Origin of the sequence: Nonomuraea turkmeniaca (assembly GCF_005889735.1) — a bacterium.
Lineage (GTDB): Bacteria > Actinomycetota > Actinomycetes > Streptosporangiales > Streptosporangiaceae > Nonomuraea > Nonomuraea turkmeniaca.
The window spans coordinates 19,253-44,727 of sequence record NZ_VCKY01000050.1; the positions used below are offsets into that span (position 1 = coordinate 19,253).

The 25,475-nt window shown below is 70.2% G+C and carries 30 protein-coding genes; 9 read left to right on the forward strand and 21 right to left on the reverse strand.

Going from position 1 to position 25,475, the window contains the following annotated elements; genetic code table 11:
• Positions 1–69: 69 nt before the first annotated feature.
• A complete protein-coding gene (locus ETD86_RS16990; protein ID WP_138667130.1) occupies positions 70–258 on the forward strand; it encodes a hypothetical protein in 189 nt (62 codons plus the stop codon).
• Positions 259–262: 4 nt separating this feature from the next.
• On the opposite strand, the gene ETD86_RS16995 is transcribed toward ETD86_RS16990, so the two are convergent.
• The 4 genes from ETD86_RS16995 to ETD86_RS17010 all read right to left on the reverse strand — a co-directional run bounded on the left by ETD86_RS16995 (position 263) and on the right by ETD86_RS17010 (position 3,145).
• Positions 263–1,441 carry a site-2 protease family protein gene (locus ETD86_RS16995; protein ID WP_138667131.1) on the reverse strand — a complete coding sequence of 393 codons (1,179 nt, stop codon included), beginning with the start codon at positions 1,439–1,441 and terminating at the stop codon, positions 263–265.
• Positions 1,442–1,527: 86 nt separating this feature from the next.
• Positions 1,528–2,040, reverse strand: coding sequence for a GNAT family N-acetyltransferase (locus tag ETD86_RS17000; protein WP_138667132.1), 513 nt, complete (start codon positions 2,038–2,040; stop codon positions 1,528–1,530).
• A gap of 36 nt (positions 2,041–2,076) precedes the next feature.
• Positions 2,077–2,520 carry a protein-tyrosine phosphatase family protein gene (locus ETD86_RS17005; protein ID WP_138667163.1) on the reverse strand — a complete coding sequence of 148 codons (444 nt, stop codon included), beginning with the start codon at positions 2,518–2,520 and terminating at the stop codon, positions 2,077–2,079.
• 58 nt (positions 2,521–2,578) lie between these two features.
• Positions 2,579–3,145: a CGNR zinc finger domain-containing protein gene (locus ETD86_RS17010; RefSeq protein ID WP_138667133.1), complete on the reverse strand. Its 567-nt coding sequence runs from the start codon at positions 3,143–3,145 to the stop codon at positions 2,579–2,581.
• 73 nt (positions 3,146–3,218) lie between these two features.
• On the opposite strand from ETD86_RS17010, the gene ETD86_RS17015 reads away from it, so the two are divergent.
• From ETD86_RS17015 to ETD86_RS17030, 4 genes are all read left to right on the forward strand, one after another.
• Positions 3,219–3,788: a helix-turn-helix domain-containing protein gene (locus tag ETD86_RS17015; protein WP_138667134.1), complete on the forward strand. Its 570-nt coding sequence runs from the start codon at positions 3,219–3,221 to the stop codon at positions 3,786–3,788.
• Positions 3,789–3,944: 156 nt separating this feature from the next.
• Positions 3,945–4,328, forward strand: a complete 384-nt coding sequence (locus ETD86_RS17020) for an STAS domain-containing protein (protein WP_170223120.1) — start codon at positions 3,945–3,947, stop codon at positions 4,326–4,328.
• 106 nt (positions 4,329–4,434) lie between these two features.
• Positions 4,435–5,094, forward strand: coding sequence for a class I SAM-dependent methyltransferase (locus ETD86_RS17025; protein WP_170223121.1), 660 nt, complete (start codon positions 4,435–4,437; stop codon positions 5,092–5,094).
• A 165-nt stretch (positions 5,095–5,259) separates the two neighbouring features.
• A complete protein-coding gene (locus ETD86_RS17030) occupies positions 5,260–6,471 on the forward strand; it encodes a S1C family serine protease (RefSeq protein WP_138667137.1) in 1,212 nt (403 codons plus the stop codon).
• A gap of 3 nt (positions 6,472–6,474) precedes the next feature.
• On the opposite strand, the gene ETD86_RS17035 is transcribed toward ETD86_RS17030, so the two are convergent.
• From ETD86_RS17035 to ETD86_RS17065, 7 genes are all read right to left on the reverse strand, one after another.
• On the reverse strand, positions 6,475–7,320 hold the full coding sequence (locus tag ETD86_RS17035) for a geranyl diphosphate 2-C-methyltransferase (RefSeq protein ID WP_138667138.1): 846 nt from the start codon (positions 7,318–7,320) through the stop codon (positions 6,475–6,477).
• A gap of 28 nt (positions 7,321–7,348) precedes the next feature.
• Complete coding sequence (locus ETD86_RS17040; protein ID WP_138667139.1) at positions 7,349–8,473, reverse strand: family 2 encapsulin nanocompartment cargo protein terpene cyclase; 1,125 nt, start codon at positions 8,471–8,473, stop codon at positions 7,349–7,351.
• A gap of 28 nt (positions 8,474–8,501) precedes the next feature.
• Positions 8,502–9,890, reverse strand: coding sequence for a family 2B encapsulin nanocompartment shell protein (locus ETD86_RS17045; protein ID WP_138667140.1), 1,389 nt, complete (start codon positions 9,888–9,890; stop codon positions 8,502–8,504).
• A 113-nt stretch (positions 9,891–10,003) separates the two neighbouring features.
• The gene (locus ETD86_RS17050; RefSeq protein ID WP_138667141.1) at positions 10,004–10,273 is read right to left on the reverse strand and encodes a hypothetical protein; all 270 of its coding nucleotides are present in this window, start codon (positions 10,271–10,273) and stop codon (positions 10,004–10,006) included.
• A 39-nt stretch (positions 10,274–10,312) separates the two neighbouring features.
• Positions 10,313–10,666, reverse strand: a complete 354-nt coding sequence (locus ETD86_RS17055) for a hypothetical protein (RefSeq protein WP_138667142.1) — start codon at positions 10,664–10,666, stop codon at positions 10,313–10,315.
• Positions 10,663–11,223, reverse strand: coding sequence for a hypothetical protein (locus ETD86_RS17060; RefSeq protein ID WP_138667143.1), 561 nt, complete (start codon positions 11,221–11,223; stop codon positions 10,663–10,665). The genes ETD86_RS17055 and ETD86_RS17060 overlap by 4 nt, the downstream gene beginning before the upstream one ends.
• 14 nt (positions 11,224–11,237) lie before the next feature.
• The gene (locus ETD86_RS17065) at positions 11,238–11,693 is read right to left on the reverse strand and encodes an Hsp20/alpha crystallin family protein (protein ID WP_246147956.1); all 456 of its coding nucleotides are present in this window, start codon (positions 11,691–11,693) and stop codon (positions 11,238–11,240) included.
• A gap of 350 nt (positions 11,694–12,043) precedes the next feature.
• On the opposite strand from ETD86_RS17065, the gene ETD86_RS17070 reads away from it, so the two are divergent.
• Positions 12,044–13,378 carry a lipase family protein gene (locus ETD86_RS17070; protein ID WP_138667145.1) on the forward strand — a complete coding sequence of 445 codons (1,335 nt, stop codon included), beginning with the start codon at positions 12,044–12,046 and terminating at the stop codon, positions 13,376–13,378.
• A gap of 47 nt (positions 13,379–13,425) precedes the next feature.
• Here ETD86_RS17070 and ETD86_RS17075 read toward each other — a convergent pair whose 3' ends face one another.
• The 6 genes from ETD86_RS17075 to ETD86_RS17100 form a co-directional block, all read right to left on the reverse strand.
• Complete coding sequence (locus tag ETD86_RS17075) at positions 13,426–14,832, reverse strand: PLL family lectin (RefSeq protein ID WP_138667146.1); 1,407 nt, start codon at positions 14,830–14,832, stop codon at positions 13,426–13,428.
• A 131-nt stretch (positions 14,833–14,963) separates the two neighbouring features.
• On the reverse strand, positions 14,964–15,758 hold the full coding sequence (locus tag ETD86_RS17080; RefSeq protein ID WP_138667147.1) for an SAM-dependent methyltransferase: 795 nt from the start codon (positions 15,756–15,758) through the stop codon (positions 14,964–14,966).
• 81 nt (positions 15,759–15,839) lie between these two features.
• Positions 15,840–17,135 (reverse strand): ABC transporter substrate-binding protein, encoded by a 1,296-nt coding sequence (locus tag ETD86_RS17085; protein WP_138667148.1) that lies wholly within the window; start codon positions 17,133–17,135, stop codon positions 15,840–15,842.
• 6 nt (positions 17,136–17,141) lie between these two features.
• Entirely contained in the window at positions 17,142–18,578 is a 1,437-nt protein-coding gene (locus ETD86_RS17090) for a glycoside hydrolase family 43 protein (RefSeq protein ID WP_138667149.1), read from the reverse strand.
• Positions 18,575–19,384: a carbohydrate ABC transporter permease gene (locus tag ETD86_RS17095; RefSeq protein WP_138667150.1), complete on the reverse strand. Its 810-nt coding sequence runs from the start codon at positions 19,382–19,384 to the stop codon at positions 18,575–18,577. Before ETD86_RS17095 ends, ETD86_RS17090 begins: the two co-directional genes overlap by 4 nt.
• Entirely contained in the window at positions 19,381–20,229 is an 849-nt protein-coding gene (locus ETD86_RS17100) for a carbohydrate ABC transporter permease (protein WP_246147957.1), read from the reverse strand. Before ETD86_RS17100 ends, ETD86_RS17095 begins: the two co-directional genes overlap by 4 nt.
• Positions 20,230–20,448: 219 nt before the next feature.
• Between ETD86_RS17100 and ETD86_RS17105 the strand changes: the two genes are divergently transcribed.
• Positions 20,449–21,462, forward strand: coding sequence for a LacI family DNA-binding transcriptional regulator (locus ETD86_RS17105; RefSeq protein WP_138667152.1), 1,014 nt, complete (start codon positions 20,449–20,451; stop codon positions 21,460–21,462).
• 39 nt (positions 21,463–21,501) lie between these two features.
• Here ETD86_RS17105 and ETD86_RS59125 read toward each other — a convergent pair whose 3' ends face one another.
• From ETD86_RS59125 to ETD86_RS17120, 4 genes are read right to left on the reverse strand one after another with little or no spacing between them, the layout of a single operon-like run.
• Positions 21,502–21,633 carry a hypothetical protein gene (locus tag ETD86_RS59125; RefSeq protein WP_281286923.1) on the reverse strand — a complete coding sequence of 44 codons (132 nt, stop codon included), beginning with the start codon at positions 21,631–21,633 and terminating at the stop codon, positions 21,502–21,504.
• Complete coding sequence (locus ETD86_RS17110) at positions 21,582–22,778, reverse strand: sensor histidine kinase (RefSeq protein ID WP_138667153.1); 1,197 nt, start codon at positions 22,776–22,778, stop codon at positions 21,582–21,584. The genes ETD86_RS59125 and ETD86_RS17110 overlap by 52 nt, the downstream gene beginning before the upstream one ends.
• Positions 22,775–23,473, reverse strand: coding sequence for a response regulator transcription factor (locus tag ETD86_RS17115; RefSeq protein WP_170223122.1), 699 nt, complete (start codon positions 23,471–23,473; stop codon positions 22,775–22,777). Before ETD86_RS17115 ends, ETD86_RS17110 begins: the two co-directional genes overlap by 4 nt.
• Positions 23,419–23,847, reverse strand: coding sequence for a hypothetical protein (locus ETD86_RS17120; protein ID WP_138667155.1), 429 nt, complete (start codon positions 23,845–23,847; stop codon positions 23,419–23,421). The genes ETD86_RS17115 and ETD86_RS17120 overlap by 55 nt, the downstream gene beginning before the upstream one ends.
• 435 nt (positions 23,848–24,282) lie before the next feature.
• Here ETD86_RS17120 and ETD86_RS17125 point away from each other — a divergent pair, with 435 nt between their 5' ends.
• Both ETD86_RS17125 and ETD86_RS17130 read left to right on the forward strand, forming a co-directional pair.
• Positions 24,283–24,735 (forward strand): hypothetical protein, encoded by a 453-nt coding sequence (locus ETD86_RS17125; protein ID WP_138667156.1) that lies wholly within the window; start codon positions 24,283–24,285, stop codon positions 24,733–24,735.
• A gap of 161 nt (positions 24,736–24,896) precedes the next feature.
• Positions 24,897–25,472, forward strand: a complete 576-nt coding sequence (locus ETD86_RS17130; RefSeq protein ID WP_138667157.1) for an NADPH-dependent FMN reductase — start codon at positions 24,897–24,899, stop codon at positions 25,470–25,472.
• The last annotated feature ends 3 nt before the right edge of the window (positions 25,473–25,475 follow it).

A 25,475-nucleotide genomic window follows, 5' to 3' on the forward strand; every position in this document is an offset into this window, starting at 1 on the left:
GGATCAGTCCAAAGCCTCGACATGACGTGGGGCCGGCTGGGCAGAGGTGCCTGGAGAGGGGGAATGGAGATGAGCAGCCCTGGAGAGCGCCCGCCTACCGAGCGGGGGGACGACGAAGCAAGGATCCGGACCCTGCTGACCACGGACAAGGAGGAGCCGCCCAAGCTCGCGGCGGACGAGGAGCCCGGCGAGATCCTGGACGAGTTCGACGCGGCCTTCATCCGCAGCAAGGAGCTCAACCCGGACGACTTCGAGTAACGCTTCAGGAGGCGTCGCGGTGCGGCACGGCCATGTCGGCGCCGCGCGGGTGCGGATAGGGGTCGTTCCCGCGCAGGCCGGCCGTCTGGATCGCGCGGCTGATGTCGCTCGGCGTGAGGAGGCCGACAAGCCGGCCGGAGGGGTCGAGCACCACGGCGCGCCCGTCGGCGCAGCCGGTCATGCGGCTCAGCAGGCCGGTCAGCGGCTCCTCCGTGGTCGCCCGCGGCACCTTTTCGAACGGGCAGGCGATCTCGCGGAGCCGGGTCGTGTCCCGCGCCTCGGGAGGCACCTCCCGGATGCGGTTGAGCGTCACCAGGCCGAGGAATCCGCCGTGCTCGTCCACGAGCGGGTACGTGGACAGGCGCCGGCTCATCACCAGCCGGTCGACCAGCCCGGACACGGTCTCGTCCGGGAAGGCGGTGACGGGCCGGGATGACATCACGTCACCTACCCGCACCCCGTGCAGGGCGGCGCCGATCTGCGCCTGCTGCTCCTCGGCGCTGGCGGCGTTGACCAGGAACAGGCCGATCAGCGCGAGCCACAGCCCGTCGAAGCCGCGCCCGGTGACGACCTGCAGGAAGCCCAGCGCGATGAGCACGTAGCCGAAGACCCGCCCCGCGCGGGCGGCGATGACGGCGGCCCGCACCCGGTCCCGCCACCGCGCCCAGAGCGCGGCACGCAACACCCGCCCGCCGTCCAGCGGCGCGGCCGGGATCAGGTTGAAGACGGCCAGCAGGACGTTGACCCCGGCCAGGTACGCGAACATCCCGGCTACCAGCGGCGCGCCGGACGCCGGCAGCGCCAGTGCGCCGAACACCACAGCGCAGGCCAGGCTGGCCGCGGGGCCCACGACGGCGATCTTCAGGTCCGCGGCCGGCGTCCGGGGCTCGCTCCGCAGCTCGGCCACCCCGCCCAGCAGCCAGAGCGTGATCTGCGGCACCTCGATGCCGTGGCGCTTGGCCATCAGGGCGTGCGCCAGCTCGTGCGCGAGCAGGGACGCCATGAACAACACGGCCGAACCCAGCCCGGCAAGCACATAGGTGGTCACGGAGTAGCCGGGGAAGACGATCGGGAAACGCCCGAACGCCAGCCCGACCACCAGGATCAAGACGATGAACAGGACGCTGATGTTGAGCCCCACGACGACCCCGCCGATGCGGCCCAGACGGAACGACGCACGCATCTGCCCACTTCCTTAGCGAACGACCTGACCAGGTCCGGCTACCCGGGCAGCGCCCAGGAAACCGATGCGCGCACCCCGAAGGTCGCCTAGCCGGCCAGGGGGCGTTGCATGAGCGTGGTGTCGATCCAGCGGCCGTGCTTGTAGCCGACCTCCGTCAGCCGGCCCGCCTCGGTGAAGCCGAACCGGCGGTGCAAGGCGATCGAGTGGCCGTCGCCGGTGTCGGCGATGACTGCGATCATGCGGCGCGGGCCGGCCGCGATCGACCGGCTCACCAGCTCGCCCAGCAGCGCCCCGCCCAGCCCCCGGCCGGTGTGCTCGGGGGACAGGTAGATCGTGTCCTCCACGGTGTTCCGGTAGGCGGGCTTGGGGCGCCAGGGGCCGACATAGGCGTACCCGGCCACCTCGCCGGACAGGTCGGCGATGAGGAAGGGCAGACCACGGCCGGTCAGGTCGGCCAGCTTCCGATGCCAGTCGTCGACGGTCGGTGGCGTCTCCTCGAAGGTGATCACGGTATTGGTGACGTAGTGGGCGTTGATCTCGGCCACGGCCTTGAGGTCCGCGGGAACCGCCGGGCGGATCACGGCTTGGGGAGGCGCCACAGTGATCGTCTTTCTCTATAGCGAAACTAGATCACATTATAGCGCCGGGAACCGGGCTACCCAGCGGCGTTGCCACGGGGTCTCGACGGCACGGGGATGATGATGTTCCCTGGTCCAGGCCACGGCGGCGACGGGGTCCAGTCCGGAGAGCACGGCGAGGCAGGCGATGACCGTGCCGGTGCGGCCGACGCCACCACCGCAGGCGACCTCGACCGCCTCCCCCGCCCGCGCCCGCTCGTGCAGTGCGCGAATGTGCCGGACGGCCTCGTCACGGTCGCGCGGGAGCAGGAAGTCGGGCCACTCCACCCAGGCGTGCCGCCACGGCAACGCGCCTTCGTGGCGGCGGCGGAGCCGTCCGGACCCCAGATAGAGGCCGAAGTCGGGCGCCGGGCCGGCCGCGAGTGGCCGCCGCAGGCCCCGGCCCCGCACCCATGAGCCGTCCGGAAGCCGGAACGCACCCGCCAAAGGGGGACCGCTCATCGCGCCACGCCCCTCGTCTCGCAGACCACTCACCGGATCACCCTCCTCACCCGCCCGCTCATCGGGCCTCGCTAGTGGTGCGTCGGCGGGCGCGGTGGGTGGCGACGTTGACGCGGTTGCCGCACAGGCCTGGCATGCAGTACGTGCGGCGGCCCGCGCGACTGGTGTCGACGAACACCCCCCGGCAGCCCGGCGCCGCGCAACCACGGAAGCGTCCATGGCCGAGCGCGCGGACGGCGCCGAGCAGGCCGACACCGATGAGGGCGGCCAGTTCGGCGACCAGCGGCACACCCGGGGCGGTCGGGACGTACCACTGCCAGCCGCCGTCACCCGCACGGCGCAGCACCGGGGCCTGGCCCGCCCACCCGGCCAGCACCGTCGCGCCCGCGACGGCCTGCTCCTCCGTCTCGGTCTCCAGGACGGCACGCACTTCGCCGCGCAGCAGACGCACCTGGTGCAGATCGTCACCGTCCGGCAGCCGCTCGCCCCGGACGCCATGCTCGGACAGGAACGCCACCAGCGCGTCCACGTCGGGCAGCGCCTCCCCACGCACGGCGGGCGCGGTGTTGACCAGGCCGGTCGCCACCCCGGCCCCCACCGCGTAATCACTGATGGAGATGTCCACGCCCCAGCCCTTCCCGTAAGGCTTATAGTTTCACTATAACCCTTACATCATCCTTGGCTACGATGAGGAGCCAGTGAACCTCGAAGCCCTGGGCAAGCACATTCAGGAGCTCCGCCACGAGCGGGCCATGACGCTCCAGCAACTGGCCGACGCGGCCGACGTGAGCGTGAGCATGCTGTCCTCGGTCGAGCACGGCCACAAGGCGCCCACCATCGTCGTGCTCGCCCGCATCGCCGACGGGCTCGGCGTGCCCGTCGGCGAGTTGGTCACGCCGCCCGGCGACCACCGCGTCGTCGTGCGCCGCGCCGCCGACCAGGAGCACATCGACGAACCAGGCGGCTGGCACCGCACCGTCCTCACGCCGGTGGTGCCCGGGGTGAACTTCGAGTGGATCCGCACCACGCTGCCGCCGCGGTGCGACGCGGGACGGTTCCCGGCGTACGCGGCAGGCTCCCACGAGTACGTCGCCGTCGAGTCCGGCACCCTCCGGCTCACCCTCGGTGACAGGGAGCTCGACCTCGCCGCGGGCGATTCGGTCTATTTCGCGGCCGACGTCGAACACGCTTACGCCAATCCGGGCACGGTCGCGTGCACGTACTACGTCGCCGCGCTCATCATGCGCCCCCGCCGGGCGCGACGTTGACAATTACCTGAACACCGGCGTGAGAAACCCGAGTGAGAAAAGAGACGCGGGCATCTTCTACGGCGGGCGAACGCCGGTTATTGTGCGATGAGGCAAGCCAACGCCTGCGTCCATGTTCTCCGAAATTCGCGCCGAATTCCGATCGGTGGGCATCGCATGCTGCATTTGACGTTCGCCACCCAGAGGTTGCCGGGTGTGAGCGTGATCTCCGTGGCCGGGGAGATCGACACCGCCAACGCCGGCCTGCTCGACCGCCACATCCAGCAGAGCCGGCGAAGGCCGGGCGAGCACGTGGTGATCGATCTCAGCGAGGCCAGATTCCTGGGCAGCGCGGGCCTGCGCGTCCTGCTCAACACCCACACCTTCGCCCGCCAGCACGGCGGCGCCCTGCATTTGGCCGCCCCCCATCCCAAGGTGGCGGGTTTCATGGACGTCACCCAGGCGAATACCGTTCTGCACGTGCACGCCACGGTTCAGGAGGCGGTGCTCGCCGCTCTCCAGCAATCCCGCCCGGCCGAGGAAACTCTTACGCAGGCATAAAAGCGAAGTGCCGGAGATTACCGACAATCCTTCTGCAAGACGGTGACGCACGTTCTGGTTCGGGCGCATAGGTTCCCAGGGGAAGACCGTCTTCCGAAGGAGCCCTGTGACCAGGTTTCCCGACATCTTGCATCGAGCTCTCTTCAAGTCCTTCTCCCTGCTCGGCCGCCGATCCCAAGGGGCCGTCCTGCGCCGGTACTTCGACTGGTGGCACCGCCGGCCCGACCCGTGGCAGTTGTCCACCGACACGTACGAGCAGCACAAGTACCAGACCACACTCGAGCAGCTGCCCGACGCCGCCTACCGGCGGGTGCTGGAGGCCGGCTGCAGCGAGGGTGTCTTCACCGAGCTCCTCGCGACCGCGTACCCGGACGCGGACATCACCGGGGTGGACATCTCGGAGAAGGCACTCGAACGTGCCCGCCTGCGTAACGGGGAGTTCGCCGACCGCGTACGGTTCGTCCACGCCGACATCCTCGACCATGATCTGCAGGCCGGCTTCGACCTGGTGGTCTGCGCGGAGACCCTCTATTACGTGGGCGGCGGCGACCGCTTACGCCACGCCTCGCACCGGCTGACCTCGCTGCTGGCGGCCGGCGGCATCCTCGTCCTCGTGCACCCGTGGCCGGAGGCCAGGCGGCTGCACCGGTTCGCCGACGCCGCCCCCGGCCTCTCCAAGATCGGCGAACGCGTCGAGCGCGACGCCCACCGCCCCTTCTCGGTCTCCCTCTACCGGGCGGCGCGAGAATCCCGCACCGTCTCGTGAGCCAACTCGCAGGAGAAATTTCAGCAGATTTCCGGCTGCGGCACTCGCGCGCTGCCAGCGGCGATAAGGCCGGCGTCAGCGGGCCGCAGCCGCCGCGACCTCGGGCTTAACCAGCACTTACTCGCCATTGATCACGCTTGTGTCATCGGGACGCAAGGAGATGGCATGGACACGAACGAGCCTCGCGGGAACAGTGCCGGCGGCTGGAGCCAGTTCGGTGACACACCGCCCACCGCGGGCGGGTTCCCCGGTACGGGCCCCGGCCTGCCGCCGCCACCGCCGCCGCGGCAGGGCTTCCTGCTGGGCCGCAAGGCGATCGCCGGGCTCGCGCTGGCGGCCGCGGCCGCCCTGGGGGTGGCGGCGCTCGGCGGGGGCGCGGTCGGCGCGTACGTCGCCGGCGCCGCCCGCCCGGCCCCGACCGCCACCGCGACCGCGGCGAGCCCGGTCTTCCGCACGGTCGCCGACCAGCTCACGATCGCGCAGGTGGCGGAGAAGGTGCAGCCGTCCGTCGTGATGATCCAGGGACAGACGGCCGAGGGCTCGGGCGTGGTGTTGTCGGAGGACGGTCTGATCCTCACCAACAACCACGTCGTGTCCGGACAGAACGCCCTGACCGTGAAGTTCAACGACGGCAGGACGGCCAAGGCGAGCGTGGTGGGCACCGACCCGGCGACCGACCTCGCCGTCATCCGCGCCGAGGGGGTGAAGGGACTGGCCAAGGCCACACTCGGGGACAGCGACCAGGTCAAGGTGGGCGACCAGGTGCTGGCCCTGGGCAGCCCGCTCGGCCTGGACGGGTCGGTGACATCGGGCATCGTCAGCGCGCTGGACCGTACGGTGACCGTCGGCGGCAACCCCGGCGAGCAGCAACTGCCGCCCGGCTGGAACCGCCAGGGCACGGGGAGCGAGACCACCACGCTCGGCGGCATGATCCAGACCGACGCGGCGATCAACCCCGGCAACTCCGGCGGCGCCCTCGTGAACGCGGCCGGCGAGCTGATCGGCATCAACAGCGCGGTGTCCGCCGAGGGCGTCAACCTCGGCTTCGCGATCCCCGTGAACACCGCCAAACTGGTGTCCGGGCAGCTCATCAGCAAGGGGACGGTGAGCCACGCGTACCTCGGCGTGAGCGTCACGAACGCCGCCGGCCAGGCGCCCGGCGCCCTGATCAGTCAGGTGGCGTCGGGCAGCCCGGCGGAGAAGGCGGGACTGAAGCAGGGCGACCTCATCACCAAGATCGGCGACACGACGGTCGAGGGCGGGGACACGGTCATCGGCCAGGTCCGCGGCTTCAAGGTGGGCCAGCAGGTGGAGGTCACCTACGTACGCGACGGCGCGACGCAGGCCGTGACCGTCACCATGGAAGAGAAGAAGTGACCGTCAGACGCGGTCGGCGGCGATGAGCAGATATTGGAAACTGCCGTTCTTGTACGCGTCGAGGAACGACTGCTCGATGCCGGTCGCCAGATGCGTCTTCGCACGCAACTCCCAGTAGGGAACGGTGGCGGCGGTCAGATCCACGACGCTGATGGGCACGAGGCGGTTGGCCACCATTTCCCGGAAGTAGGTGCTGCGGGAGTGGATGTCGCAGATGTAGTGGGCGTTGATCTGGCTGATGGCCCGGGACGGCAGGCCGTAGGCGTCGTTGTAGCAGCCGGTGATGCAGACGTAGCGGCCGCCGCGCCGCAGGAGCCGGGCGTGCTCGGCGAACAGCAGGGAGAGCTCGACGTACATCGTGCTCTCGTTGTTCCAGATCGCCTGGAAGGAGCCGGTGTCGAAGCCGGTGTCGAGCATGTTGCGGAAGTGGAAGCGGACCTTGTCGGCCACGCCGCGCTGCCTGGCCTGCTCGTTGGCGAAGGCCACCTGCGACTCGGAGATGGACACGCCGTCCACGTGGCAGCCGTGGCGCAGGTTGGCGAGAAAGCTGGAGCCGCCGCGGCCGGAGCCGGCGTCCATGACCCGGTCCTCGTGCCGCAGCGGGCCGAGCCGGGCGACCAGGGTCTCGGCCTGGACGGACTCGAGCCGGTGCAGCTCGTTGACGATGCGTTTCTCCCTGGTCTCCGCGGGGCCGTCCAGGACCGACCAGTCCACGTCACCGATGCCGTAGTGGTGGTGGTAGAGGCCGTCCACCTCGCCCAGCCGCAGATTGACGGGGTTCTTCTCCGCGTTCCAATAGTTGGCGACAGAATGCTGGTAGAGGCTTTCGAGCACAGGGTTGGCGGTCACCTAGCGGGTTCCTTTCGATGGGGGTCGATCACTGGTAGCGGCTGCTGCTGCCGTGCCATTCGAGGCATCCGGCCATCCACGCCTGCGCGCCGCGCAGGAAACGCTTCAGCTCGGGGGACGGCACGGCGGCCAGCCTGCGCTGGCTGGCCTCGAAACCCCTGACGAAGTCGTTGTGGAGTGCGACGGCGCGTTCGGTCGCCTCGCGGATGGAGCATCCGTCCTCGGCGGCGATGAGCAGGATCACGTTGGAGTCGGGGAGTTCGTCGGCCGCCTCCCTGGCGACCGAGTGCAGGTCGTTGACGATGACGCTGGCGGTGCCGGCCTGCATGAGCGCGGTGTGGAAACGCCGGTCGTAGAAGAGGTCCGCGGGCAGCTCGTAGCCGCCGACGATGTCGATGAGCGTCATCGAGGTGTAGAAGCTGTCGTGCTGGCGGGCCGCCAGGTAGCGCCAGACCGGCGGCGACGTCTCCAGGTAGCGCCAGGCGGCGTAGGCGCACCAGCTCACGTACATCTGGAACGTGGTGCAGCAGGCCCGCATGACCTGCGACGGAGTGGCGTGCCTGCTCATGTGGCTGGTGGCCGAGCGCAGCGAGACCAGGACGGGGTCGGACTTGATCGCCTCCTCCAGTTGGCGGGTGTAGTCGCCCGCGGGCGGCGGTGGGTCCATGGCCGACATCACCAGCGCGAGCCGCGGCGGCAACTCCGTCGGCCGGGCGCCGAGGTCGCTCTCGTCGGCGTAGTAGTCGTCGGCCGCCCACCAGGCGGTGTTCATCTGCGCGGCGACCAGCAGCACGTCTGGGTCGTCGCCGTCCGGGTGGGTGAGCATGGCCAGCCGCCCGAACCCCGTCGCGCGGAACTCCTCCATCCGCCCTTCGTGCAGACCCGCCCGCTCCGCCCACGCGGCCAGCCGCCGGTCGACCTCCTCGCCGAGGCCGTCGTCGACCCGGACGGTGTCAGGGCAGTAGAGCGGCGGGTACGACCCGTCGCCCCATTCCCGCTCCCGGTAGGGCAGGGGGGCGAGGTCGTGCCAGTGACCGCCACCGGGCAGGCCCGGCTCGTGCCCGTCCCCTTCCTCGAAGGCACTCGGGTCTGCGGCCCGGAGGCTGAGCGTGTACGTTCCCAGGCCGGTGGGCAGGGGCGGCACGGACGTCATGGCGCGTCTCCTCCTCTGGTCGATGGGGTCAGGAGCGCGGGGCGGCGATGTCGACGTTCTCGAGGATCCCGATCGCGTCGGGGACCAGGATGGCCACCGAGTAGTAGGCGCTGACCAGGTACGACATCACGGCCTGCGGGGTGATGCCCATGAAGCGCACGTTGAGCCCGGGTTCGTACTCCTCGGGGAGGCCGGTCTGGTAGAGACCGACCACCCCCTGGTCGTCCTCACCCGTTCGCAGGGCCAGGATCGAGGTGGTCCGGTGAGCGCTGATCGGGATCTTGCCGCACGGGAAGATCGGGATGCCCCGCCACGCGGGGATCTCGTGGCCGTTGACCTCGGTGCTGCCCGGGACCAGCCCGCGCCTGTTGCACTCGCGGAAGAACGCGGCGATCGCCTTGGGGTGGGCGAGCAGCAGGCGGGTCTTGCGGCGCATGCTGATCAGGTCGTCCATGTCATCCGGGGTCGGCGGCCCCGACCAGGTGGAGATGCGCTGGCCGTAGTCGGCGTTGTGGAGCAGCCCGAACTCGCGGTTGTTGAGCAGCTCGGACTCCTCGCGCTCGCGGATCTCGTGGACGGTCAGGCGCAGCTGCTCCTCCAGCTGGTTCATCGGCTCGTTGTAGAGGTCGGCCACGCGGGTGTGGACGCGCAGAATCGTCTGCGCGACGCTGAGCTCGTACTCGCGGGGATGGAGGTCGTAGTCGACGAACGTGCCGTTGATGACCGGCTCGCCCACGTGACCGGCGGCGATGTCGACCGCCGCCTCGCCGCGGCGGTTGACCGGCTTGCGGAGTCCGTCCAGATACCGCTCGACGTGCTCGCGCAGGGCAGGCGATCGGCCGGCTATGCGCTGGAACTCCGCCAGCGGGGACACCAGGACGATCCCCGCGGTGGCCGCCCTGACCGTGCGCGACCAGCGCGGGTCCTCCCGGCCGACGGCCTCGTCGCCGAACTGGTCGCCGTCGGCGATGACGCCGAGGGCCTGCGGGGCGCCGTACGGGCCGGTGGCGAGCCGCTCCAGGCGGCCGTGGGCGATCACGTAGGTGTCGGTGATGGGGGCGCCCGCCTCCACGATGACCTCGCCGGCCTGCACCTCCCGCGGCGTGAACGTCGCCGCGATGGCCGACAGCACGTCCACGTCGGCGAAGCCGCGCAGCAGGGGCAGCTCCGCGAGCGTCTCCGGGATGATGCGTACGTCGTCCGCCCCGTGCTGCGCCACGCTCACCCGGCCCCCGCCGACCTGGTGCGTCAGCCGGCGGTTGACCCGGTAGGTGCCGCCGCGCACGTCCACCCAGGGCAGCATGCGCAGCAACCACCGGGAGGTGATGGCCTGCATCTGGGGACGGGTCTTGGTGGTGGTGGCCAGGTTGCGTGCGGCCCGGGTGTCCAGGCTCGACCGCGCATCCGTGGGGGGCATGTTCCCTCGCAATCGCCGCTTCCGTCTCGCTACCGAACGTAGTCAAGCAAGCACGGTGCGTAGAGTCTCCTGGCGGGAAGGGAATGCTTACGGCACGCTGCGCGGGAAGGGCCTCAGGCGCCCAGGTCGCGGACGATGTTGTCCAGCCGGTCGGCCACGGCATCGAGAAGGTGATCGGTCATCTCCACCTCCGGGAGATGGGTCACGAGCTCGTCGCGGCGGGCGATGACCAGCCCCTTGTGCGCGTCGTCCACCTCGGCGGCCGGCATGACCATGCATTCGCCGCGCACGTAGACGAGCGTGGGGTCGGGGTCCCCCGACTCCAGCAGCCGCCGGACGCATTCGCGGTCGATGAGCCGCGTCAGTTCAGGATGGTGCTTCATGCCGTTCTCCTCACCCAGGTGAAAGACCTGAAACCCGGCTCACCCGAACGTCGGAGGCCCGCCGTCCGAGCGGGTCCGCCGCACGGCGAACACCACCAGGTACGCGCCCGCACCCAGCGCCACGACGGCCGGCGGGATCGCCAGCGCCGCCTGCCCGGCCAGCAGCGCCCACACGGCCAGCACCACCCCGGCGAGCAGGGCGAGCGCGGCCGCCAGCAGGCGCCATTCGAGGGCGTTCGAGGGCGGCGGCGACTTCGCCCACCGCCCTCGTCCCGCGCCGGCCACACCCGGCACGCCGGTGTCGCTCACCTCCCCCGGCTCGCGGGGCGGCGGATCGCGCAGCACGGGCGCGAAGAACTCGTCGTCCGGTTCCTCATGTGGCTTGTTGTTCATTCTCGGTCCAGCTCGCGCAGGAACGGTGTGACGACGTCGTTCAGCTCCGCCACGAGCACCTCCAGCGAGGCCTGGGCGTCGTCCAGGTTGGGCAGCCCGTCGGCCCGCGCCCGGGTGGGCGTCGGCAGCCTGTCGGCCGCCAGCGGCACCCGCAGCTCCAGCGTGGTCAGGGCGGTCGGCCGCTCGTACGGCGGCGCCACGTACGCCGGGTCCGCCCCGTCCTGCCGGTGCCAGCTGGACCAGCCTTCAGGCAGGGGGACCGGGGCCGGGACCGCGAGCTCGACCACGGCCAGCGGGCCGCGCGTCTCCTCCGGCCGGTGGCAGGTGGCGTCGAGCACGCGGGGGTGGCAGCGCACGTAGGGCGATTCGGCCATCGGGCGGGTGGCGACCTCCCACGCGCTCAACGCGAAGTGCAGCGGGTCCAGCGTGATCCCGCCAGACCCGGGCTCCCCCTCCGCGACCGTGAACGCGTGCCGCCACCTGCGCAGGTGCTCCCCGTAGCGCGCCTGCGTGCCCTCGTGCGCGGCGTCGATCCAGAACGCCTGGGTCCCGGCCATAGGTACTCGCTCGGTCAGCCCTTGATCTGGACGCGACGGGAGCGGCCCTGCTCGGTCTTGGGCACACGTACGGCCAGCACGCCGTCACGCAGGTCGCCGTCGATCTTCTCCGTGTCGGCGTCGGTCGGCAGGATCGTCCGGTAGACGAACTTGCCGGTGCGCCGGCGGAGCATGTTCCCCTTGTCCTTCTCCTCTTCGTTGATCTCCCCCGAGATGCGCAGCTCGTTGCCGTCGACCTCGACGTTGACGTCCTCCCGCCTGAGCCCGGGCAGCTCGGTGCGCACGACGTACGCGTCCGGCGTCTCCTCGGTCTCGGCAAGGGGCCGCCAGGCGGCGGTTTCGGTCTCGGCGCTCTGCTCGAAGAGCCTGCCCATCTGATCCCACAACTGCTGGAACTCCGTGAACGGGTCCCATGACCGGCCCGGCCAGGAGCCACCACCGTACTGAACGGGTGCCCGATTACGTCTCATGGGCAGAGCCATTGCCTTTCACCCCCGTGATCACAGGAACACGATCGTCCCTGCTCGCATTATTCGTCGCGCCCCTACCCCCGCGACTGCCCGCAAACGTGGCGACGCTCCGTTTGCATGACAGGCTGGCGGACGACGCCCCAACGCTGACATACCCCTCCGCAACTTCCTTACGACCAATGTCAGGACTCAATCCACACCTCTTCTGTCACTCTGCTCTCCTCCGCCCCAACGCCTCCATGGTCACGGCATCAGCGCGGCAGCAACTGCGCGATCAGGTGGCGCGTGCCGTCGCCACCCCTCCCACCTGGCTCGATTACTGTGAGTGATCGAGCCAGGAGGGATGGACTATGGCACAGGAACCGAGGATCGACGTCGAGATCAATGCCAGGACCGTCGAGAGCAGCCTGACCCCGGAGCAGATCCAGCGGGTGGCGAGCGCGCTCGGCGACCCGGGGGTGTGGTTCGCCACGCCGCCGGTGCGCTCAGGCCAGGCGGCCAGGCCCGACTTCGTGTGGGAGCTGGTGGGCGACAAGCCGCATCGGGGGCACATCGCGACCGGCCGGGCCCACGTCTACCTGGCGGCCGAGCACTCCGCTCTGGCCCGTCCGCTGATCTTCGCCGACGGCTTCAACTACGGGCCCAGTGACTTGAACGCGATGTGGCGGCGCTTCAACGCCCCGTACGAGAACGGTGTCCCCGGTCTCCTGGACCAGTTGCGGACGTTGGGCATTGACGTGGTGTTGCTGGGCTTCGACCAGCGGCAGACGTACATTCAGGCCAACGCGGGCGTCGCGGTCGCCTGCGTCATGCGGGCGCTGGCCGAGCGGCGGGGCGACAGCCCGCTGGTGGTGGGCGGGGTCAGCATGGGCGGCCTGGTCACCAGGTATGCGCTGGCCCGCATGGAGAGCGAGCGGGTCGACCACCAGACCGACAAGTACTTCTCCTACGACACCCCGCATCTCGGCGCGTGGATCCCGCTGGTGCTGCAGCAGCTCGCCTACCTGCACGAGTCGCTGCAGCCCCGGCACGACGGGGCCGGGCAGGCCGAGTTGATCCGCAGCCCGGCGGCGCAGCAGCTGCTGTGGGGCTGGGCCGAGAGCGCGAGCTATTCGGGCCAGGTGACCGCGAGCCCGCTGCGTAAGGAGTTCTTGGACGATCTACGCAGGATCGGCTGGTTTCCGATGCGGCCGTACAAGCTGGGCCTGGCCAACGGGACCGGCGACGGCCGGGGGCCGGATCTCAAGCCCGGCACGCCGGTACTCGACCTGGGCGAGGAAGGACCGCTGCGGCTGGTCGCCAGGATCCAGCCGGACATGGGCGAGCTGCGGAACGTCGGCGCGATCGGCTTCGGTGAGCCGGTGTGGACGAGCGCGACCTCCCATGTGGGAGCGTTCGACGGGGCGCCCGGGGGGACCCTGGACGCGTTCGGGCGGGTCGCCGACGCGATGGGGCTGCCGATCGAGGACCGCTTCCGCGGCACCTGCTTCGTCCCGTCTGTCAGCGCGGTGGCGCTGGCGAGGGACCCCCGCCAGTGGCAGGCCGATCTCTACGCCGACCTGCGGGAGCTGCCCAAGGACGACACGTTCCTCGACACGTTCTGTTGCGACACCGGCAATCATCCGCACGGCGGTGTGTCCAAGGCGCTCGTGGAGTGGTTCGTGGCACAGCTGGCCGGCTGGTGAGCGGCCCGTGAGCGGGTGCCGGCCCGGCGGAGCCGGCACCCGTCGCCTCAGCGGTTACCCCGGTGCACGACCAGGAGCTGGTCGCGGGTGGCGTTCTTGTCGCGGTAGGCGATGACGGCCGGCGCCTCGGCGCTGTGGTGCGCGGGCAGGCGCTCGTCGGCGCTCCAGCTTGAGCCGTCGAAAGAGGCCCACCACAGGCTCTGGTCGGACGCGCCGCGGTGCACGACGTAGAGCCGGTCCTTGTAGACGGTCAGGGCCGGGCCCTCGGCGGAGAAATGGCCGGGCAGCCGCTGACCGGCGCTCCAGCTGGAGCCGTCCCAGCGGGTCCACCACAGCGACGTGTCGTCGCCCCCGCCGCGGTGCACGCAGTAGAGGTGGCCCCGGTACACCGCAAGCGCCGGGTTGGACCGGCTGCTGTGGCCGGGGAAACGCTGGTCGGCACCCCACTTGGCACCGTCCCAGACCGTCCACCACAGGTTGTCGTCGTCACCGCCCCGGTGCACGCAGTAGAGCTGCCCGTCGTAGGCCGCCAGCGCCGGTGCGCTCGCGCTGACGTGCTTCGGCAGCTTGGCGTCCGGGCTCCACTTGGAGCCGTCCCACCGCGTCCACCACAGGCTGTCGTCGGCGACGCCCCGGTGCACGCAGTAAAGCTGCCCGTCGTAGGCCGCCAACGCCGGCGCGCTCGCGCTGACGTGCTTGGGGAACCGCTGGTCCTCACTCCACCCCTGCTCCGCGTCGTAGACCGTCCACCACAGGGCGGAATCACCGTCGTTGCCCCGGTGGACGACGTACAGCCGGTCCTGGAACTCGGCGAGGGCCGGCCCCGAGGCCGTGAAGTGGTCGACGAACCGCTGGTCCTCGCTCCACCCCTCGCCCGGCTCGTAGACGGTCCACCACAGGCGGGCGTCGGCGTCGGACGCGCCGGCCACGCGGACCGGGATGAGCGCGGCGGGCGTGGTCCAGGACGAGACCAGCTTCACGCCGTACGGCCGGGCGATCGAGGTGATCCAACTGGCCTTGTTCTTCGCCTGCCGCTCGACGATCGGCGCGAGCCAGCCGCCCAGCACGGCGCCCGAGATCTCGCCGATCAGCTTGGAGATCTCGGCGGCGCGCACCGCGGCGGTCTCGTTGAGGCTCACCTCGAAGCCCCACCACCTGGCGACCGGCCAGACGTCGGCGCCGAGGGCACGCAGCTCACCCTGCACCCGGCGTACGCGGTCCTGGTCCTTGGAGTCCAGCTCGGCGATCTGGTGTTCGCTCTCCCGCCTGGCGGCCAGCCACTCCGCCTCGGCGGCCGCGCGGTCGGCGAGGTCGTCGTCCTCCAGCAATTCCGTCTCGACGGCCATGTCGACCGCCGCGGCGGCCAGCGGGTCGTCCTGCGCGTGCAGCAGCGGCTCCTCGGCCTCGGTGCTCACTTCGGCGAGGTTGTCGGCCCTGGTGTCGTCGTCGTTCATTTCATCCCCCCGGTACGGGCCGCTCGTTTCGGGCGGACCCGCACGATGCGTACATGCACGAACCTGACACATAGTAACTGTGTGCGATGACATGATTACGCTGGGGTTGTGCGGTGAGCCGGGTAAAGGTCCTATCCGAGTGGTTTCCTGGCCGCGCCCGCCAGCAGGTAACCGGACGGCGGCGTGTCGCCCATGAGGAGGCGACCGTCGGGCCGCCAGTCCATGGCCTGCACGAGCCCCGGCTCGACCAGCTCGAAGTCGCCGAAGAAGGCCCGGATCTCCGCCACCGTGCGGCCTGTGGCCCCGCCGTTGGAGGACCCTCGATACACCTTCTTGGCGCCGTCCTCGGCCTGCCGCCGGCCGAGCGTGGCCACCGCGTGGGTGAGCACCAGATAACTGCCAGGCGCCATCGCGTCACGCAGGATCTTCACGATGGCCTGCGGATCGTCGTCGTCCTGGACGAAGTGCAGGATCGACACCAGCAGCACGGCGACGGGCTCGGTCAGGTCGAGCAGGCCCGTGACCTCGGGCGCGGCCAGCAGCTCGGCCGGGCACCGCAGGTCGGCCTGGACGAACGCGACCCGGCCCGCCTCTTCGAGCATCTCCCTGGCGTGCGTGGCGACGACCGGGTCGTGGTCCACGTAGACGACCTTGGCGTCGGGGGCCACGTCACGGACCACCTCGTGCACGTTGCCCTGCGTGGGCAGACCGCTGCCCAGGTCCAGGAACTGCCGGACGCCGGCCGCGGCCAGGTGCCGCACCGCGCGCTGCAGGAAGGCGCGGTTGGCCCTGGCCAGGGAGCCTGCCTCGGGGATGTGCGCGACGAGCCGGTCGACGGCCTCGCGGTCCACGGCGAAGTTGTCCTTGCCGCCGAGCAGGTAGTCGTACATGCGGGCAGGATTCGGCGTGTTCGGGTCGAAGGACACGAGGTGATCGTAGAGGTCACGCGCCGGTCCCCGGAGGCCGTCGGCGAAAGGCCACGTATTGTCCAGGATGTAGACGTTACGTCAGCCGTGCCGCTCCTTGTACCCGGCCTGTGCCTCCGTCAGCTTGGCCGCGAGCTGGTCAAGGAAGTCCTTGGCGGTCAGCTCGCCGAGGAGCACCTTCTGGAACAGCGGCTCCGCCCAGGTCTTGGTGATCTCGTTGAACTCCGGCAGGTGGTACGGCATCTGCACGACCTTGGTCGCCGGGTCGTTCAGCACCCGCTGCGCCTCGACGATGTGCGCGGCCTGCGTGCCCTGCACGTCGGTGTTGGCCGGGATGACGCCGGTCTTGTCGGCGATGTAGCCGTCGATGTCCTTCGAGGCGAAGAACTCCGCGAGCTTGAACGCGGCCTCCTTGTTCTCGCCGGCCGAGAACACGCCGACGCCGCCGACCGGGTTGGACAACACGGCCTGCGTCCCGGAGTCCGATTTGGGCACCGAGAAGGAGGCCACCTTGTCGGGGCCGAGCGCCTTGATGTGGTCCTGGTAGGAGCCCAGGTTGTGCTGCATGACGGCGATGCTGCCGGCGGTGTCGAACTGGGCGACCATCTTGACGTAGTCGTTCTGCAGGTCGGCTTCCGGCGTGTTCTTCTTGTAGAGCCCGGCGTACTTCTCCAGCGCGGTCACGTTACGCGGGTCGTTGATGGTGGCCTTGCCCGCGGCGTCGAAGAACTCGGTGATGCCGGACTGGCCGTAGACCACCTCCAGCATCTGCGCGATCGACCCGGCGCCGCCGCGGATGGTGAAGCCGAACCGGTTCTCGCTCGGCTTGGTGAGCTTGTCCACCACGGTGAAGAACTCGCTCCACGTCTTGGGCGGCTCCAGCCCGGCCTCCTTGAACCAGTCCTTGCGGTACCAGAAGGCGCCCGCGTTGGTGGAGAGCGGGACGATGTACGTCTTGCCGTCCGGCACCACGTTCCTGACGGTCGTCAGCAGCGCCTCGTTGAACTTGCCGGTCAACGCGGGATTCTTGCTGATGCGGTCGTCCACCGGGTCCAGCGCCTTCTGCGCGACCAGGTTGGCCAGCCCCGAGGTGGACACGTCGGCCACGTCCGGCACGCCGCCACCGGCGATCGCCGTGTCGAGCTTCTGCGGCGCCTGCGCGATGGGGATGCCGACGTACTTGACCTTGATGGTCGGGTTGGCCCTCTCGAACTCGGCGATCGCGTGTTGCCAGATCGGCGTGCGGGATGGCCCGGCGTTGGTGTCCCAGAAGGTGATCTCGGTCTTGCCGCCGGAGCCCGCGTCCGACCCGCATCCGGCCAGTGCGGCCAGCGCCGCCACGGCCAGGAACGCCGCCGGCACCACACGTCGTCTCATTGGCTTCTACCTTTCGATGTCCACGGTGAACGCGTCGAAGATCGCCTGGCCGGTCCCGCCGCCCGCGGCGAACAGGCCGATGACCGCGCCGACCCACCGGCCCTGCGTGGCCTGGAAGGACTCGCCCACTTCGCGCAGCCCCTCCCCGGTGTCGGCCAGGAACGTGACGAGGGCGCCTTCCCCGATCCGAGCCCCCACGGTGACGGGCTCTCCCGCCTTGGCCGGCACCGGCTCGGCATCCCCGCACACCAGGAAGGTGCCGTCCGGGGTGCTCTCCAGCGCGATGGAGGCGGCGGTGTCGCCGACCACGGCCAGGCCGGCCCGGCCCTCGCCCTCCAGGGTGAGAGTGGTGGTGACCGTGCAGGGGTCGCCGGGCAGCCGCTGCCCGAGCACGGACGGGCGTTGCGTGAGGTCGTCGGGTCCGGGCGCGCAGGCCAGGCGCAGCGTGCCGTCGCGAAGCTCCCACCAGGACGGGACGGGGTTGGCCTGCCAGCTCCACTGCAGCCCCAGCTCGGGTCCGGAGAAGTCGTCGGAGGTGGCGGGCGTGCTCGGGGCGCCGCCGGGGACCGGCACGGGACCGCCGGGCACCGGCTCGCCGTCGGCACCCATGACCGGCCAGCCGCCGTTCCACGTCATGGGCTGCAGGTGGACCACCCGGCCGTAGGGACCGCGGTCCTGGAAGTGCATGAACCAGTGCTCACCGGATGGGGTGTCCACCCAGCCGCCCTGGTGCGGGCCGTTGACATCGGTGCCGCCCTGCCGCAGCACGATGCGGTCCTCGTACGGGCCGAAGATCGATTCGGCCCGGAACACCGACTGCCAGCCGTTCTCCACGCCGCCCGCCGGCGCGAAGACCCAGTAGACGCCGTCGCGCTTGTACAGCTTGGGGCCCTCCAGCGTGCGGTACCCCGGCAGCAGGTCGGCGTCGATGATCAGCGTGCCGTCGTCCAGCACCTTCTGGGCGTCGGGCGACATGCGGTGCAGGGTGAGCCGGTTGTTGATCCCCGCGCGGCTCTTGGCCCAGCCGTGCACCAGGTACGCCTGGCCGTCGTCGTCCCACAGCGGGCACGGGTCGATCAGCCCGAGCCCTTCCTTGACCACGCGCGGCTCGCTCCACGGGCCGCGGGGATCCTCGGCGTTCACCTGGCAGATCCCCACGTCCGGGTCGCCGTAGAAGATCCAGAACCGGCCGTCCTGGTGCCGCAGCGACGGCGCCCACACCCCGCACCCGGGCCGTACGTCGTCATAGCCGCTGGTCACGGCATGTCCGATGATCGTCCAGTTGACCAGGTCGCGAGAGTGCAGGATCGGCAGCCCCGGCACCTTGGTGAAGGTCGAGACCGTCAGGTAGAAGTCCTCCCCCACCCGGATCACGTCGGGGTCGGACCAGTCGGCGTTCAGCACCGGATTGCGGTAGGTGCCCGTCATCTCCTCACCGGTCATCCCTTCACCGCCCCGGCCGACAGCCCCTGGACGAGGTAACGCTGGATGAAGGCGAAGACGATCACGACGGGCAGCGCGGCGACGACGCCGCCGGCGGCCAGAGCGCCGAAGTCGACGCTGTTCTCGCCGAGGTTGTAGGCCAAGCCCACGGGCACGGTGAATTTCTCCTGGTCGTTGATGAACATGAGGGCGAAAAGGAAGTTGTTCCAGCTGTGGATGAAGGCGAACGAGCCGACCGCCACCAGCGCCGGGCGGAGCAGCGGGAGCACGACGGCCAGGAAGCCCCGCAGCCGCGAGCAGCCGTCCACCCAGGCGGCCTGCTCCAGCTCGTACGGGATGTTCCTGATGAAGCCGCTGATGAGGATCAGTGAGAGCGGCAGCTGGAAGACCGTCTCCGCGATCACCAGGCTCCACAAGGAGTTGGTCAGCGACAGCGTCCGGAAGATCTCGAAGAGCGGAATGATCATCAGAGCGCCCGGGATGAACTGCGTGCAGAGCATCCCGACCATGAACGCGGCCTTGCCGCGGAAGGCGTAGCGGGCCAGGGCGTACCCGCCGGCCAGAGCCACCACCGTGGTGGCGACCAGCGAGGCGAGGCCGACGAGCAGGCTGTTCTGGAAGAAGACGGCGAACCCCATCCCATTCCAGACCGTGTCGAAGTGCTCGAACGTGATCGGCCACGGCACGATCGACGTCGACCCGCGCGGACGGAACGCGAAGACCAGCATCCAGTAGAAGGGCACCAGCGTGAACAGCAGGTACAACCCCAGCGGGACGTAGATCTGCCAGCGCCGCGCCCCCCTCATGACTTCGCTCCGAACTTGCTCAGCCGCAGGTAGACGATGGAGAAGAAGGTCAGGATCAGGAACGCCACCGTGGTCAGCGCGGTCGCGTAGCCGAAGTTGTGCGACTGGGCGGCCTGCTGCGCGACGTAGAGCGGCAGCGTGGTCGTCTGGTGCGCCGGGCCGCCGCCGGTCAGCGTGTAGAGCAGGTCGACGTTGTTGAACTCCCACACCGAGCGCAGCAGCGTGGACAGGATGATCGCGTCCCGCAGGTGCGGCAGCGTGATGTGCAGGAACCGGCGCATCCGGCTCGCGCCGTCCACGGCGGCGGCCTCGTACAGGTCCTTCGACACCGACTGCAGGTCGGCCAGGAGCAGGATCGCGAAGAACGGCACCCCGCGCCACAACTCGGCCAGCACCGCCGCCCAGAACACGGTGTCCGGGTTCGCCAGCGGCGCCGCGCCGTACTCCATCAGGCCCATGTCGGCGAGGTAGCGCGACATCCCGGTGAACGGGTTGTACAGCAGCACCCAGATCGCGGTGGTCAGCACCCCGGAGACCGCCCACGGGGAGAAGACCAGCGCCCGCGACAGGGCCCGGCCGACGAAGCTCTCGTTGACGATCAGCGCGAGCGCGAGCCCGAGCAGGAGTTGCAGCACGACCTCGACGACCACCCACCGGACGCTGAAGCCGAGGCTCTGCCAGAAGAGCGGGTCCTCGAACAGCAGCGTGCGGAAGTTCTCCAGCCCGGCGAAGCCGTTGTCCCAAGGCTTCGCCACGTTGTAGTGCTGGAGGCTGTAATAGATCACGCTGCCCATCGGGTAGACGAGGAACCCGAGCATCGCGATCAACGACGGGGCGATCAGCACATAAGGTGTCCACGGACCGGCTCGGCGTGGTTGCGCCAACGTGCACGACTCCTTCGGGGGCGGGGGTGCAATCGGTTGCAGGAAACGTTGCGGTAGCACGACCGCAACGTCAATGGCGCGGGAGCGCGCCGGCGCCACCATCAGGGCAAATGCCGAAATCTCGAAATTTTCGGTGCCATGGCCTGGCCTTTTACCCCGCACGCGGAGGAAAGTGGGGGCATGGCCGCCGAAGACCAGCCCCAGCCGCTGCCCAAGCTAGCGGTGATCGCCCGTGAGGCCGGCGTGTCTGTCGCAACCGTTTCCAAAGCGCTCAACGGCAGATCGGACGTCTCCCCGCACACTCGCCGCCTCATCGCCGAGGTGCTGGAGCGGCGCGGCTATCCCCGGCAGCGGGTCAAGCCGGCGCGCGGCAGCATGGTCGACGTCATGCTGCAGGGCCTGGACTCGGTGTACGCGCTGGCGATCCTCGGCGGCGTGGAGGACGCGGCCTGGCGGCTCGGCGTGGACCTGGTGGTCTCCGCCGTGGTCGACCGCACCAAGAACGGCCAGCCGCCGCCCGCCTGGCTGGACCGGATCAGCGCTCGTGACAGCGCAGGCGTGCTGCTGGTGCGCACGTCGCCGACCGCCACGCAGCGGGCCTGGCTGGCCGATCACGGGATCCCGGCCGTGATGGTGGACCCCCGGCGCAAGCCTCCGTCCGGGGTGCCGGTCGTCGTCTCGGCCAACCGCGCCGGCGCCACGGCCGCCACCGAGCACCTCATCGGTCTCGGGCACGAGCGCATCGCCATCGTCACCGGACGCACCGGAGTGCCGTGCGCGGCCGAACGGCTGGCCGGCTACCGCCAGGCGATGGCCGCGGCCGGGCTGCGGGTGGACCCGCGGTGGGAGGTGTGCGGCAATTTCCAGACCGAGAGCGCCCTGCTGGCCACCCGGGAGCTGCTCGCCACGCTGCCGGAGCCGCCGACCGCCGTGTTCGCCTGCTCCGACTCGATGGCCATCGGGGTCTACCAGGCGCTCGGCGAGCACGGTCTGCATGTGCCCGACGACGTCAGCGTGGTCGGCTACGACGACTCGTGGGCGGCCGGGCACGTCTCGCCGGTGCTGACGACGGTCCGCCAGCCCTGGCCCGAGCTGGGCTCGGCCGCGCTGACCGCGCTGCTGTCCGGCGCGCCCGCGGCCCGCACCGAGCTGGCCACGGCCCTCGTCGTCCGGTCGAGCACCGCGCCCGCGTGACGCTTTCGGACCTTTCGGACGCCCAGCCGCGGACCGGGTCTACGCGTCGAAGCCCGCCAGTGCCCGGCGGCAGGCACGGGCGGCCTCGGCCAGCGCCTCCTCGTCGGTCCGCCCTTCGCTCAGCGCCACCGCGACGGCCCCGCTGATCGCGCCGATGGCGGCGGCGACCATCGCATACGCGCTGGTCCTGTCGAGGTCGCACGCCCTGATGAGAGCGGTGGCCAGCCGCTCCATGCGGGCGTTGGAGCGGGCGAGCGACGCCCGCGGCGAGTGGATCGGCAGCTCGATCGCCTCGCCGACCAGCCCGGCGGTGAGCCCCATCTCCCAGCTGTCCGCGAGCATCTCGATACATCCAGCTCCAGTCGCTCCAGCGGCCGGCCGGCGTCCAACCTGGCCAGCAGCAGCAGGTCCTCGACCAGCGTGGTCATCCGTCCCGCCTCGGAGCGGATGCGCCCGAGCGCGTGGGCGGTCTGCGGCCCGTGCGGCTCACCGCCGCGCTTGGTGAGCTCGGCGTAGCCGACGATGGAGGCGAGCGGCGTGCGTAGCTCGTGGCTGGCGTCCGCGATGAACTGCCTGAGCCTGGTCTCGCTCTCGTGCCGTACCGCGAAGGCGGTCTCGACGTGCCCGAGCATGCGGTTGAGCGCCCCGCCCACCTGCCCGACCTCGGTGCGGGGGTCGGTGTCGATCTGGGGGACGCGGTCCAGGGGCACGGCGTCGCCGGTGGCCAACGGCAGCTCCGACACCCTGGCGGCAGTGGCGGCGAGGCGGCCGAGCGGGCGTACGGCGCGGCGCACGAGCAGGGTGCAGGCCACGGCCATCAGCGCGACGCCGGCCAGCGTCACCGCAGCCTCCACCATGACGAGCCTGGTCAGCGTGGTCTGCACGCCGGTGAGGGGCAGCCCGGTGACGAGCATGTCACCGTCGGGTGCGCGGGCGCTCACCATGCGGTAGTCGCCGAGGGATCCCAGGTTCATCGTGACGGGCCGGTCGGTGACCTGGGCCACGGCGGCCGGCGCGGTCACGTCCCGTGCGGCGCCCGCGCCGGTCAGCACGGCGGCCCGGCTCACCGCGCCGTGCCGGACCCGCGCCCCGAACGTGCCCTCGGCCTGCCCGGGCGCCAGCAGGAACGACACCGTGTGCGGCGGCTGCCCGGCGGCGCCGACCGACCGGCGGGCAGCCGAGCTGACCTGCTGGTCGAGCCGGTCTGTGAGAAAACCGTGGAACAGGAAGGTCGTCGCGGAGGCGATGACCGCGGAGACGACGGCGAGCAGCGCGATCGAGGAGACCACCAGCTTGGCCTCCAGCGAGAGTGTCATTCCGCGGGTCTGAGGGTGTAGCCCACGCCGCGCATCGTGTGGATCATCGGCGGGCGCTGGGCGTCGATCTTGCGGCGCAGGTAGGAGATGTACAGCTCGACGACGTTGCTCTGGCCGCCGAAGTCGTACGCCCACACGCAGTCGAGGATCTGGGCCTTGCTGAGCACCCGTCCCGGGTTGTGCATGAGGAATCTGAGCAGCTCGAACTCGGTGGGCGTGAGCTTGATCGGCTGCCCGGCCCGCCGTACCTCGCGGGTCTCCTGGTCGAGGGTGAGGTCGCCGACCACGAGCCCGGCGTCGGGCCGCGCCTGCGCCGCGCCCGTACGGCGCAGCAGCCCGCGCAGCCTGATGACGACCTCCTCCAGGCTGAACGGCTTGGTGACGTAGTCGTCGGCGCCCGCCCGCAGGCCGATCAGCCGGTCCTGCATCGAGTCCTTCGCGGTCAGGAACAGGATCGGCACGCCGGGCAGCACCGCACGCAGCCGGGGCAGGAGCTCGATCCCGTCCATGTCGGGCAGCATGACGTCCAGGACGATGGCGTCCGGGCGGAACCCGCGGGCCGCGCGGATGGCCTCGCCGCCGTTGTGCACGCTGCGGACGTCCCAGGATTCCTGGCGCATGACCATGGACAACAGTTCCGTCAGCGGGGGCTCGTCGTCCACGACGAGGATGTTGATCGTACTGGTCCTGTGCATGGTCGTGACGATGGCAGCCATGCATGAGGGTTTGATGATGCCTGCTTATGAAATGCCTGTGAGCAGCGGAAGGGGGTGGAGGTCGTGGTGCCGGTCGGCGCGACCGAGCCCGCCTTGGTGTCGGTGGAGGCGGTGCCGGTCGAGACGAGCTTGTCGACGTCGGTGGTGTCCTCCTCGACGTAGGTGGCGGCCTTCAGCGCCGCGCCGTTGTTCTCCAGCCAGTACGCGGCGATGCCCTTGGCAGTGGTGCTGCTGACGCTCTCGGACGGCTTCACGTCGGGGGCGGCCTGCGCGGACCCGGCCAGTGCGGCGTCGAGAAGCGCCGTGGCCGCGACGCCACTGCCTAGGGGCACGAGGGTGTGCTTGATCTTCAAGGGGGTACTCCTTGCTCGTCGCGGGAACGCCATGAGCGTTCGGTGCGTCTGTTGAGGCAGGAAGGTATCCCGGTTGAGGACGGCGTTTTGTCCCGCTTTGTCCGGACTTATCCGGCGCACAGATACGCGTGATCGTGCCGTGGTCTCCCGGGGGTCGCCCGGCCTCATGCCGTTCCCCAACCCCGCGCGGATCCTGAGAACGAACCCGATAAGAAGCTGAAAATCGCATGAGAGAAGTTATGTGCTGCAGATCACTGAGTGCAGGTCAGGGCCACGACCTGCGCTCATGCAATTCATAAGGTCGTGACAGGTCGCTCTTAGATTCGCTCAGCAGAGTGTTCGGCATGGGACGGCCTTCGGGAGCCGAACGCAGATGTTCGGCCAGGTCGGTCCCGGATTGGATGGTTACCAGTGCGCTTCTCCAAGCCCCTTGCCGTGACTTTCGTCAGCGCCGCCATGCTCGCCCTGCCGTTCTCGGGCGCCGCCCTCGCGGAGACGCCCAAGCCGCAGCCCACGGCGACGATCACGACCCAGCATCCGGCACAGCAGACGGACGTGCACCCGGCGTGGGACAAGGACGGCAAGCGCCGGGTCGAGGTCAAGGTCTCCGTCGACCCCGGACGGGTGCGGGCCGGCGGCACCTACGAAGTGACGATCCTGGCCAAGGGTGGTTCCTCCGGCACGGCCACGGTGACGAGCCCTGAGGATAAGACGTACCGTGTGGCGCTCTCCGGCGGCCGCGGCACGCTCACGCTGACCGCGCCGGCCAAGGCCAAGCCGGGCAAGAAGACCGTGACCGTCAAGGTCGGCAACAAGGTCGCCACCGCCTCGTTCACCGTGGCCGACGCCAAGAAGCAGCGTGACGACCGCCACCACCACGGCCGGTAAAACGTCACCCTGCCCAAGCCACCCCGCCGAGACCAGCCTCATCGGATTCCTCTCCCCCGCTGGTCTCGGCGGGGTCATTTGTGTGTGCCCCCGGCCGCTAGATCTGATCTAGCGGCCTTTCTAGCGCCTAGGGAGTGACGGCGCAGAGGGGAGGACGGACCATGGCGAGCGACGGCCCGCTGCGGCTGACGGTGATCATCGGCAGCACCCGGATCGGCCGCGCCGGCGACGCGGTCGGGCACTGGTTCGCCGAACGCGCCCGCTGCCGCGACGACCTAGCGGTCGAGGTGCTCGACCTGGCCGGGTACACCTTCCCCGGCTGCTACCCGGCCGCCGCGACCCCGGCCATGCGGGGCTTCACCGCGGCGGTCGGGGACGCGGAGGCGTTCGTCGTGGTCACGCCCGAGTACAACCGCAGCTTCCCCGCCTCGCTCAAGCAGGCCATCGACTTCGCCTACGACGAGTGGCAGGCCAAGCCGGTCGGATTCGTGGCATACGGCTCGGGCTCGGCCGGACTGTACGCGGTCGAGCACCTCCGTACGGTCTTCTGCGCGCTGCACGCCGTCACCATGCGCGACTGGGTGGGGCTGGACCTGCTCGGCGAGGGCTTCGAGGGATGCGGGCGGCCCCGCGACACCGACGACCGGCTGCGCGCGATCGCGGCCATGCTCGATCAGCTCACATGGTGGGGCCGCGCCCTGCGGGACGCCCGCCGCGCCCAGCCGTACGTCTCGTGAAAG

Excerpts from the sequence above, each read along its gene's own strand:
- ETD86_RS16990 (WP_138667130.1), top strand. The coding sequence starts at position 70 with ATGAGCAGCCCTGGAGAGCGCCCGCCTACCGAGCGGGGGGACGACGAA.
- ETD86_RS16995 (WP_138667131.1), bottom strand. The coding sequence starts at position 1,441 with ATGCGTGCGTCGTTCCGTCTGGGCCGCATCGGCGGGGTCGTCGTGGGG.
- ETD86_RS17005 (WP_138667163.1), bottom strand. The coding sequence starts at position 2,520 with ATGAGCGGTCCCCCTTTGGCGGGTGCGTTCCGGCTTCCGGACGGCTCA.
- ETD86_RS17020 (WP_170223120.1), top strand. The coding sequence starts at position 3,945 with ATGCTGCATTTGACGTTCGCCACCCAGAGGTTGCCGGGTGTGAGCGTG.
- ETD86_RS17030 (WP_138667137.1), top strand. The coding sequence starts at position 5,260 with ATGGACACGAACGAGCCTCGCGGGAACAGTGCCGGCGGCTGGAGCCAG.
- ETD86_RS17040 (WP_138667139.1), bottom strand. The coding sequence starts at position 8,473 with ATGACGTCCGTGCCGCCCCTGCCCACCGGCCTGGGAACGTACACGCTC.
- ETD86_RS17045 (WP_138667140.1), bottom strand. The coding sequence starts at position 9,890 with ATGCCCCCCACGGATGCGCGGTCGAGCCTGGACACCCGGGCCGCACGC.
- ETD86_RS17050 (WP_138667141.1), bottom strand. The coding sequence starts at position 10,273 with ATGAAGCACCATCCTGAACTGACGCGGCTCATCGACCGCGAATGCGTC.
- ETD86_RS17055 (WP_138667142.1), bottom strand. The coding sequence starts at position 10,666 with ATGAACAACAAGCCACATGAGGAACCGGACGACGAGTTCTTCGCGCCC.
- ETD86_RS17060 (WP_138667143.1), bottom strand. The coding sequence starts at position 11,223 with ATGGCCGGGACCCAGGCGTTCTGGATCGACGCCGCGCACGAGGGCACG.
- ETD86_RS17065 (WP_246147956.1), bottom strand. The coding sequence starts at position 11,693 with ATGAGACGTAATCGGGCACCCGTTCAGTACGGTGGTGGCTCCTGGCCG.
- ETD86_RS17070 (WP_138667145.1), top strand. The coding sequence starts at position 12,044 with ATGGCACAGGAACCGAGGATCGACGTCGAGATCAATGCCAGGACCGTC.
- ETD86_RS17075 (WP_138667146.1), bottom strand. The coding sequence starts at position 14,832 with ATGAACGACGACGACACCAGGGCCGACAACCTCGCCGAAGTGAGCACC.
- ETD86_RS17085 (WP_138667148.1), bottom strand. The coding sequence starts at position 17,135 with ATGAGACGACGTGTGGTGCCGGCGGCGTTCCTGGCCGTGGCGGCGCTG.
- ETD86_RS17090 (WP_138667149.1), bottom strand. The coding sequence starts at position 18,578 with ATGACCGGTGAGGAGATGACGGGCACCTACCGCAATCCGGTGCTGAAC.
- ETD86_RS17095 (WP_138667150.1), bottom strand. The coding sequence starts at position 19,384 with ATGAGGGGGGCGCGGCGCTGGCAGATCTACGTCCCGCTGGGGTTGTAC.
- ETD86_RS17105 (WP_138667152.1), top strand. The coding sequence starts at position 20,449 with ATGGCCGCCGAAGACCAGCCCCAGCCGCTGCCCAAGCTAGCGGTGATC.
- ETD86_RS59125 (WP_281286923.1), bottom strand. The coding sequence starts at position 21,633 with ATGGTCGCCGCCGCCATCGGCGCGATCAGCGGGGCCGTCGCGGTGGCG.
- ETD86_RS17110 (WP_138667153.1), bottom strand. The coding sequence starts at position 22,778 with ATGACACTCTCGCTGGAGGCCAAGCTGGTGGTCTCCTCGATCGCGCTG.
- ETD86_RS17115 (WP_170223122.1), bottom strand. The coding sequence starts at position 23,473 with ATGCACAGGACCAGTACGATCAACATCCTCGTCGTGGACGACGAGCCC.
- ETD86_RS17130 (WP_138667157.1), top strand. The coding sequence starts at position 24,897 with ATGGCGAGCGACGGCCCGCTGCGGCTGACGGTGATCATCGGCAGCACC.